General features: G+C 66.8%; 7 protein-coding genes. 3 read left to right on the top strand and 4 right to left on the bottom strand.

The window, feature by feature from the left end:
* Positions 1–3,008, bottom strand: a 3,008-nt coding sequence (locus Q7T84_RS17050) for an S-layer family protein (RefSeq protein WP_304811211.1), incomplete at its 3' end; no start/stop codon positions are given.
* Between the two features lie 299 nt (positions 3,009–3,307).
* On the bottom strand, positions 3,308–3,649 hold the full coding sequence (locus Q7T84_RS17045) for a GFA family protein (protein ID WP_304811207.1): 342 nt from the start codon (positions 3,647–3,649) through the stop codon (positions 3,308–3,310).
* 213 nt (positions 3,650–3,862) lie between these two features.
* Here Q7T84_RS17045 and Q7T84_RS17040 point away from each other — a divergent pair, with 213 nt between their 5' ends.
* On the top strand, positions 3,863–5,515 hold the full coding sequence (locus Q7T84_RS17040; protein ID WP_304811205.1) for an alpha/beta-hydrolase family protein: 1,653 nt from the start codon (positions 3,863–3,865) through the stop codon (positions 5,513–5,515).
* A gap of 10 nt (positions 5,516–5,525) precedes the next feature.
* Here Q7T84_RS17040 and glsA read toward each other — a convergent pair whose 3' ends face one another.
* Together glsA and Q7T84_RS17030 are read right to left on the bottom strand one after the other, a co-directional pair.
* Positions 5,526–6,530, bottom strand: coding sequence for a glutaminase A (gene glsA, locus Q7T84_RS17035; RefSeq protein ID WP_304811203.1), 1,005 nt, complete (start codon positions 6,528–6,530; stop codon positions 5,526–5,528).
* A gap of 78 nt (positions 6,531–6,608) precedes the next feature.
* A complete protein-coding gene (locus tag Q7T84_RS17030; RefSeq protein ID WP_304811201.1) occupies positions 6,609–6,911 on the bottom strand; it encodes a glycine zipper domain-containing protein in 303 nt (100 codons plus the stop codon).
* A gap of 416 nt (positions 6,912–7,327) precedes the next feature.
* On the opposite strand from Q7T84_RS17030, the gene Q7T84_RS17025 reads away from it, so the two are divergent.
* Positions 7,328–8,566 (top strand): acetyl-CoA C-acetyltransferase, encoded by a 1,239-nt coding sequence (locus Q7T84_RS17025; RefSeq protein ID WP_304811199.1) that lies wholly within the window; start codon positions 7,328–7,330, stop codon positions 8,564–8,566.
* Positions 8,567–8,630: 64 nt separating this feature from the next.
* The gene (locus Q7T84_RS17020; RefSeq protein ID WP_304811197.1) at positions 8,631–9,083 is read left to right on the top strand and encodes a MerR family transcriptional regulator; all 453 of its coding nucleotides are present in this window, start codon (positions 8,631–8,633) and stop codon (positions 9,081–9,083) included.
* Positions 9,084–9,187 lie beyond the last annotated feature (104 nt).

Below are 9,187 nucleotides of genomic sequence, written 5' to 3'. Positions count from 1 at the left end.
GCCGGCGCGGTGTAGGTCAGGACCACGTCGTTGCCGTCGCCGCCGACGTAGCTGATGGCGAACTTGACCGCGCCGACCGTCACGGTCGCGCCCTCGGCCAGGCCGGTGAAGGTTCCGCTCACCGCATCGGCGCCGTCGTTGGCGATCAGCACGTAGCTGCTGGTGGCGGTGGGGGTGAAACCGCCGAACAGGGTGACATTCAGGGTGCTGCCGTTCAGCGCCACCGCGCCGCTCACCTGCAACTGGTCGTAGAGGCCCGCCGTGACGCCGCCGATCTCGGCCTTGAGGACGCCGGACGAGGCGAAGTTAAGCGTTCCAGTGCGCAGGATGCCGGGCGAGGCGCCGGGCGCCAGGGTTCCAGCTATGTTCAGCAAACCCACCGTGCCCGTCCCGCTCAGGGTGGCGCCGGAGGCGATGTTGACGAACGAGGTGAGGCTGCCCGTCACGTTCAAGGTCCCGGACGTGATGATGACGCCTTCGACGGCGCCGTCACCAAAGGTATTGGCGCCCGACAACGTCAGGGTCCCTGACCCGGTCTTGGTGAGGGAGCCTGCAGCGCCCGAAATCACGCCGCTGAAGGTGGTCGAGGTGTTGTCGCCGCCGGTGGACAGATCGCCCACGAGTTCAATCGCGCCGGCGCCGGCGATGGAGCCCACGACCTCGTTGTTGGCGATCCCCAACAACGTCCCGTCGTTGACGGTGACCGCGACCGTGTCGGCGAGCGCCCCCTGATTCCTCAGCACCAGCGTGCCGCCGCTCACCGTGACATCGCCTGTGAAGGTGTTGGTTCCCGACAGCGACAGGGTTCCGGTCCCTGCCTTGGTGAGGCCGCCGGCGCCGGAGATCACGCCGCTGAAGGTGGTTGCGTCGCTGCTGTCGGTGGTCAGGCGGTTGGCGCCGAGCGCGATCTCGCCACTCGGGCCGGCGATGGAGCCCACGGTTTCGTCCGCGTCGAGCCGCAGCGTCCCGCCGTAGACCCAGACCGCGGAGGTGTCGGCGATCGCTGAACCGCCGCTCAGCGCCACCGTGCCGGCGTTCACAACCAGGTTGCCGGTAAAGGTGTTGGAGCCCGACAGCGTCAGGGTTCCGGCCCCGGTCTTGGTGAGGTTGCCCGAGCCGGAGATGTCGCCGGACAGAGTCTGATTGACGGCGGAATTGTAGGTCGTTGAACCGGTCAGGGTGAAGGCGTTGTCGATGGTGGTGGCGCCGGTCACCTTCAGCGTCGTGCCGGTGGCCAGGTTCACCACGCCGGCGCCCAGATTGCCGTCGGCGGTCACCGAGAGCGTGCCGCCGCTCACCGTGGTCGTGCCGCCATAGGTGTTGACGCCCGACAGGGTCAGCTCGCCGGCCCCGGTCTTGGTGAGGCTGCCGGAGCCGGAGATCACACCGGACAGGTTTTGATCGCCGGCGGAGTTGTAGGTCGTTGAACCCGTCAGGGAGATGGCGTTGTCGATGGAGGTGGACCCGGTCACCTTCAGCGTCGTGCCGCTGGCCAGGTTCACCACGCCGGCGCCCAGATTGCCGTCGACGGCCACCGAGAGCGTGCCGCTGCTCACCGTGGTCGAGCCGCCATAGGTGTTGGAGCCCGACAGGGTCAGCTCGCCGGCCCCGGTCTTGGTGAGGCTGCCGCTGCCGCCGATCACGCCGGACATCGTCTGATTAACGGTGGCGTCGTAGGTCGCTGAACCCAGGAGGGTGATGGACTTGGTGATGCCGCCGGTCACCTGTAGCGTCGTGCCGCCGCCCAGCACCACCGAACCGAGGCCCAGGTTGCTGTTTCCGGCCACCGAGAGCGTGCCCACGTTGACCGTCGTGTCGCCCAAATAGCCGTTGGTCCCGGACAGCGTCAGGGTTCCCACCCCAATCTTGGTGAGGCCGCCGGCGCCGTTGACCGTGCCGGACAGCGTCTGGTTGGCGGCGGCGTCGTAGGTGGCGGAACCCGCAAGGCTGAGGGCGTTGTCGATGGTCGTCGGGCCGGTCACCTGTAGCGTCGTGCCGCCGCCCAGCACCACCGAACCGAAGCCCAGGTTGCTGTCGTCGGCCACCGAGAGCGTGCCCGCGTTGACCGCCGTTTGGCCCAAATAGCTGTTGGAGCCCGACAGCGTCAGGGTTCCAGCCCCAGTCTTGGTGAGGCCGCCGATGCCGAAGACGATGCCTGACAGCGTGTGGTTGGCGGCGGCGTCGTAGGTGGCGGAACCCTCAAGATAGAGGACGTTATCTATGGTCGTCGAGCCAGTCACTTTCAGCGTCGTACCGCTGGCCAGGCTCACCTCGCCGGCGCCCAGATTGCCGTCGGAGGCCACCGAGAGCGTGCCGCCGCTCACCAGTGTATCGCCGGCATAGGTGTTCGAACCCGACAGGGTCAGGGTTCCTGCCCCGGTCTTGGTGAGGCCGCCAGCCCCGGAGATGTCGCCGGACAGGGTTTGATCGACGGCGGAGTCGTAGGTCGTTGGACCCGCCAGGGAGATGGCGTTGTCGATGGTGGTGGCGCCGGTCACCTTCAGCGCCGTAAAGCTCGCCAGGTTCACCGCGCCCGAGCCCAGGTTGCTGTCGGAGGCTATCGAGAGCGTGCCCCCCGCGTGCACTGTCGTGGCGCCAGAATAGCTGTTGGTCCCCGACAGCGTCAGTGTTCCCGCGGTGATGATCTTCAGGACGCCGTCGCCGCTGATGGCGAGGGCGAGGGACGTGTCGGTCGGGCCGTCGAACGTCAGCGTGACGCCGGACGACAGCGACAGGGAGCCCCCCGTGTCCCGCAGGCCGTACAGGCTCATGTCGGTCGCGAGCGTCAAGGCGACGCTTCCGACATCAAGGTAGCCCAGCAGCGTTAGTTTTCCCCCACTGAAGGTCAGGTCGGACGTGAGGGCGGGCAGGTCGGTGCCGGGGGCTATGAGCAGGTCCCCGCCGAAGTTGATGGTGTCGTAGTCGTTGACGACGGCGTTCGCGATCCCATAGCGCAGCGAGCCCAGCGCGGAGGAATCGAAGGGGTCGGTGACCGTGTACGTCGTCATCAGTTTTGTCTTCCCTGCCGCCGCGCGGGTGGGCGCGGTTCAAATTTGACGTCGCTAGACTTCAGGCGACGCGGGGAACCGGGACGCGAACGAAACTGAGCAACATGCGAGTGTGGTGAAGCTTGTCCGCCCAAGGGCCGACGAGCTGGTGAAAACCGAAAATCTCCGAGGCCGCGTCGCCAAGCCTGGTGGGGCGTGGCGTTCGCGCTCAAGGCCGAGTTTGGAGAAGCGTCGGTTAAGGAACTCTCGCTAAAAGTTTATTAAGCGACTTAAGGTGGCGATGGGGGTGTCTTCTCGCCCTACCGCGAGGCGCCGTCGCCGTGCCGCACCGAGATGGCGGCGAGCACCTGCGGCGCCATCAGCCGGGCGTTGATTCCCATACGCTCGCGGGCCGGGTTCACCGCCGACCAATGGGTGACGCAGCCGCAGATGCGGCAGCGATGGAATTCAAGTGTTTGGTCGCCCCACTGGTAGATGTCGGTGGGGCCGTTCTCGGCGGCGAACCGCACCTCGGCGGGCCGGTAGTAGGCCCACAGCGTGCCGTAGCGCCGGCAGATCGAGCAATTGCAGTCGTTGACCTGGTCGGGCGCGATCTCGACGGCGAACGAGATCGCGCCGCAGTGGCAGGATGCTTCAATCATCGGGGACTCCTGGCGCGGCGCTCCGATCCTGGCCGCCTCAACGGGGCCATCGCGCCTGACACGCGCCTACGCGTCAACCCAATGCTGAATCTCCGGCTAAGTGGTCGCGCGAAGGAGAGTCCGTGGAGATTGCCTGTCTGGGTTGCGGGGGCGTGGGGGCGCGCCTAAGCTCGGTTCGGGGTGACGTCTCAAGAAACCAGGGGCTCCTGCGCGATGTCGATCAAGTCTGAACGCCTGACCGCCTGGGTGGAGAAGATGTCGCTGACCGGGCTGTTGCTGGCGACCTTGTTCTTCGCCGCCTCCCTGACCCCCAGCCTCATTCCCCGGCATTTCGCGCTGCAGGGCGTGCTGTCGGGGCTGTCCTCGGCGGTTGGCTACGGGATCGGGCTGCTGCTGGAGCGGACCTGGATCTATGTGCAACTGCCTCAGCCGGACGGCCGGCTGGCCAAGCGGTTGAAGCAGGGCGTCGGCCTGGCCTGCCTGGTGATCGCCATCGTGTTCCTCTGGCTGGCGAACGGCTGGCAGAACTCGGTGCGCGAGGCGCTGGACATGCCGCTGGCGAACAACGCCAATCCGTTCCAGGTCGGGCTGATCGCCTTTCTGACCTTCTGTTTCTTCATGGCGATCGCGCGGCTGGTGCGGCTCACCTTCCGGGTCATCTCCCGGCGGCTGAAGGGCCGGCTGCCCGACCGGGTCGCCTATCTACTGGGCGCGGTGATCGCGGCCCTGCTGTTCTGGTCGGTGCTGGACGGAGTGATTTTCCGCACGGCGCTGCACATCGCCGACCGCTCCTATCGCGAGCTGGACGCCCGTATCGAGACCGATGTCGCCGCGCCGACCGATCCGGGCAAGGCGGGCAGCGCGGCCTCGCTGATCGCCTGGCAGGACATGGGGCGTCGAGGGCGTGAGTTCGTCGTCGCCGGCCCCTCAAGGGAATCGATCAGCGGCCTGCTCAAGGCGCCGGCCATGGAGCCGATCCGAGTTTATGCCGGGCTGAACAACGCCGAGACGCCAAAGGAGCGCGCGAAGCTGGCCCTGGCCGAGCTGAAGCGCGTGGGCGGTTTCGATCGCTCGGTGCTGGTGATCATCATTCCGACCGGCACCGGCTGGGTCGATCCGGCCGGCAGCGATACGGTCGAGTATATTCATCGTGGGGACACCGCGAGCGTCGCGGTCCAGTACTCCTATCTCTCGAGCTGGCTGTCGCTGTGGATCGAGCCGGACAACGGTTCGGGGACCGCCCTGGCCCTGTTCGACGAGGTCTACGGCTATTGGCGGACCCTGCCGCGGGAAACCCGTCCGAAGCTCTATCTGCACGGGCTCAGCCTGGGCGCGCTGAACTCCCAGCGTTCGGCCGATCTGTTCCGCGTGATCGGCGACCCGTTCGACGGCGCGGTTTGGAGCGGCACGCCGTTCCAAAGCACGATGTGGCGGACCATGACCGCCGGGCGCCGGCCGGGCTCGCCAGCCTGGCTGCCGATCTCGGGCGACAGCTCCACCGTCCGCTTCACCAACCAGGACAATCACCTCAATATTCCGGGCGCGACCTGGGGGCCGATGCGGATCGTGATGCTGCAGTACGCCAGCGATCCGATCACCTTCTTCGAGCCGAGCATATTCTATCGCCAGCCTGACTGGATGGACGCTCCGCGCGGGCCTGACGTCTCACCGGCTTTCCGGTGGATCCCAATCGTCACCGCCCTGCAACTCGGGGTGGATATCATGGTCTCGGGAACGGTGCCGCCCGGACGCGGCCACGTGTTCTCGGCCGCCAACTACGCCGACTCCTGGGTGGCGGTGACCGAGCCGCCCAACTGGTCGGAGCAGGACACCAAGACCTTGAAGGCGGCGATGGCCGGCCGTTGAGCCGCGCCTGCTAGACCTCCGGCCGGGAGGCGAACAGGTTCATGCCGAGCTGCTGGGAGAGGAACCTGGCGGCAAGTTGACCCTTGATGCTGTTGCCGGCGGTGTCGAGGCGCGGGGCGAAGGTCGCCAATCCTCCCTTGCCAGGCGAGACGGTGACGATACCGCCGCTGATCCCGCTCTTGCCGGGCAGTCCGATGTCGAACAGCCAATCGCCGGAGGTCTCGTAGAGGCCGGCCGTGGCCATGACCGACAACGCGTAGCGGCAGACCCGCGCGCTGACCACTTGATCTCTGGTGATCGGATTGACGCCGCCGTCGGCCAGGGTGGCGCCCATCACCGCGAGGTCGCGAGCGCTGACGTTCAACGCGCACTGGCGGGTATAGAGGTCGGTGGCGTCACGCGGATCGCAGTAGATCCGGCCGTAGCTCTGCAGCAGGCGCGAGATGCCGCGATTGCGAAAATTGGTGTCGGAGGCCGAGGCGTAGACCTCCTCGTTCATCGCCAGGGTTCGACCGGCGAAGCGCGACAGGCCCTCATGTATAAAGCGCCATTTGTCGTCGACCGATCCGCCGGGCGCCAAGCTGGTGGTCGCGATCGCGCCGGCGTTGACCATGGGGTTGGTGCGGCCGTCGTCGCCCTGCTCAATCGCCGCGAGCGAGTTGAAGGCCAGGCCCGTTGCGTTGGCGCCGAGCAGTTCGCGCGCCTTCTCCGGGCCGATCTGGTCGCAGATCAGGGCGAACACAAACGGCTTCGAAACGCTCATGATCGAGAACTCGTGGCGGGTGTCGCCGATCTCGTGGAGGTGGCCGGCGTTTTCGGCCACGCAGATGCCGAACAGTTCGCTCGGCGCGCGCGCCAGGGCAGGGTAGACCTGCGATGTCTGCCCGTTCTCGTCGCCTTTGTAGAGGTTATAGGCTCGCGAGATTAGCGACTGCACGACCTCGCTGGCGGGCAGGTGGCCGGTTGAGATGTATGCGGCGTCCGAGGCCGTGGAGCCAGCAATCGCATCGGTCACGCACGTGCCCCCGCGCGTTGTTTTCGCGGTCCGGGCGGCGCCGCGATCTATCTCGCTTAACGGTCGACCGTGACGCGGCTAGCGCCGGCTACCGTCTTCCCAGTAGTACCGGCCATTCGAAGAGTCATAGTAGTAATATCGGCCGGCGCGCTCGTCGTAGTACTGGCGACGATTGACGTTGTCAGAGCGTTTGGTGGTCACCGCACCCAAGGTGGCGCCGGCCGCGCCGCCAATCAGGGCGCCGGCCACCGAACTATCCACCGCCGCGCCGATGGCGGCGCCGGCCAACCCGCCGGTCGCGGCGCGCTCAGTCATGGTGGTTCCGCAGGCCGTGACCAGCATGGCTGCGGTCGTTAGGGCGAGAAGTCCTCTAGCTTTCATGTCGCACCTCCTTTGAAGTGTTCCCAGCTTGTCCATGTCAATCAACATGGACCGGCGGGGTCGGTTCCCGGATGGCGAGCGCAACGGCGATTTGAGGCTGTTTTGGCGCGGAACCCAGGCTCCAGACGCAGTGAAGCCCGGCGTTCACTCCCGGAGGGGATCGCGTCGGGCTTCTAGGTCCGAGGATCTCATTTCTGAGGTTCCGCGGATCGGATCTGCAGCTTTCGCTGTCGATCTGAATTGTTAACGAGCATCCCGCCCCTTCGGTTCCCCAGGCTGCGAGGATTTTTGAACGACGTTTTGCGCTGGACTGCCGCTACGGCGGGTAGCTGAGTGTGGGGCCTGAACGGTCAGGCGCGGCGCTGTGGAGCGCTTCCCAGCCGGGCCACGGATTATTGCACAACAAGGAAGAGATCATGCCCGAAGCTCTCATCATCGACGCCTGCCGCACCCCGCGCGGCATCGGCAAGGTCGGCAAAGGCGCGCTCGCCGACTTCCACCCCCAGCATCTCGGCGCGGCGGTCCTGAAGGCCCTGGCCGAGCGCAACAACCTCAACACGGCCGAAGTTGACGACATCATCTGGGGCACCTCAAGCCAGCGCGGCAAGCAGGGTGGGGATCTCGGCCGGATGGCGGCGCTCGACGCGGGCTATGACACCAAGGCCAGCGGCATGACGCTGGACCGCTTCTGCGGCTCGGGCATCACCACGGTGAACCTGGCCGCGGCGCAGATCATGTCGGGCATGGAAGACCTGGTGATCGCCGGCGGCACCGAGATGATGTCCTACACCTCCTCGACGGGTGATCCCTCGACCCCGCCGATGATGGACAGCGGCAACCTGCGCCTGCGCGCCCGTCACCCGCAGACCCAGCAAGGCGTCTGCGCCGACGCCATCGCCACCATGGAAGGCATCGACCGCCGCGCCCTGGACGAACTGGCTCTGCTCAGCCAGCAGCGCGCCGACGCCGCAATCAAGGGCGGCCACTTCGACAAGTCGCTGATCCCGGTCTATCGCGAGGACGGCAGCCTGGCTTTGGACCGTGAGGAGTTCCCGCGTCCGCAGACCACCATGGAGGGCCTTTCGGGCCTGAAGCCGGCCTTCGAGATGCTGGCCAACGTCGCCATCGACGACAAGGGCACGACCTATGGCGACCTGATCCGTCAGGTCTATCCGGACCTGAAGATCACCCACATGCACCATGCGGGTAACTCTTCGGGCGTGGTCGACGGCGCCGCCGCCATCCTGCTGGCCTCGCCCGCCTACGCCGCCAAGCACGGCCTCAAGGCCCGCGGCCGCGTCGTGGCCATGGCCAATATGGGCGACAGCCCCACCTTGATGCTGAACGCCCCGGTCCCGGCCGCCCAGAAGGTCTTGGCCAAGGCCGGCCTGACCGTCGACGACATCGACCTGTTCGAGATCAACGAGGCCTTCGCGGTGGTGGCCGAGAAGTTTATCCGCGACCTGAAGCTCGACCGTGACAAGGTCAATGTGAACGGCGGCGCCATGGCGCTGGGCCACCCGATCGGCGCGACTGGCTCGATCCTGATCGGCACCATCCTCGACGAACTGGAACGCTGCGACCTGAAGCGCGGCCTGGTCACCATGTGCGCCGCCGGCGGCATGGCACCGGCCATCATTGTCGAACGCCTTTAGACGCGAGTCCGTGGGCGGCGGGCCCGGGGCCGCTCGCCGTCCCCCCAAGACCATGAGGTGAGAAATGCAAAGCCAGATCGAGCGACAGCCCATCTCGCTGACCAAGCGGCGTTCCGGCATCCCTTCGGGAGGGTCGGTCGAACGGCCCGGTCTGGCCGTCAAGATCCCCGTCGGCCAGGCCGCCATCATGTGCGGGCTCACGGCCCGAGCCATCCGCTTCTATGAAGAGCGCGGACTGTTGCGGAGCGAACGCCATCCGCGCGGCATCCGCCTCTACGACGATGCGGCGCTCGAACGCCTGGCGTTCATCTCCAGTTGTCGGGCCTCCGGCCTCGGCCTGGGCGAGATCGCCGGGCTGCTCGCGGCCGGGGATGATTTCGGCGAGGCGGAACTGCGCAGGCTCACCGTGGAAGCGCTGCGGAAGCGCCTTGAGCGCCTCGACGACGAGCGCTTTCGCACGGAGACCGTTCTCGCCGCGCTCCAGACCCCGCCGAGGCCGCGCGCCGTCAGCGCCTGACGGGGGCTCCCGCCCCAAGCCGGTCGATCCGACTCCGACAGGTCGGCGACGCCTCGTCACGCCAAATGCGATAACTCTTTATGAGGCCAAAGCGTCGTCTTTTC

The sequence above is a fragment of the Phenylobacterium sp. genome (genome assembly GCF_030654915.1).
Taxonomy (GTDB): Bacteria; Pseudomonadota; Alphaproteobacteria; order Caulobacterales; family Caulobacteraceae; genus Phenylobacterium.
The sequence above is the reverse complement of the archived record's forward strand: the minus strand, read 5'-3'. Positions and strand labels throughout refer to the sequence as shown.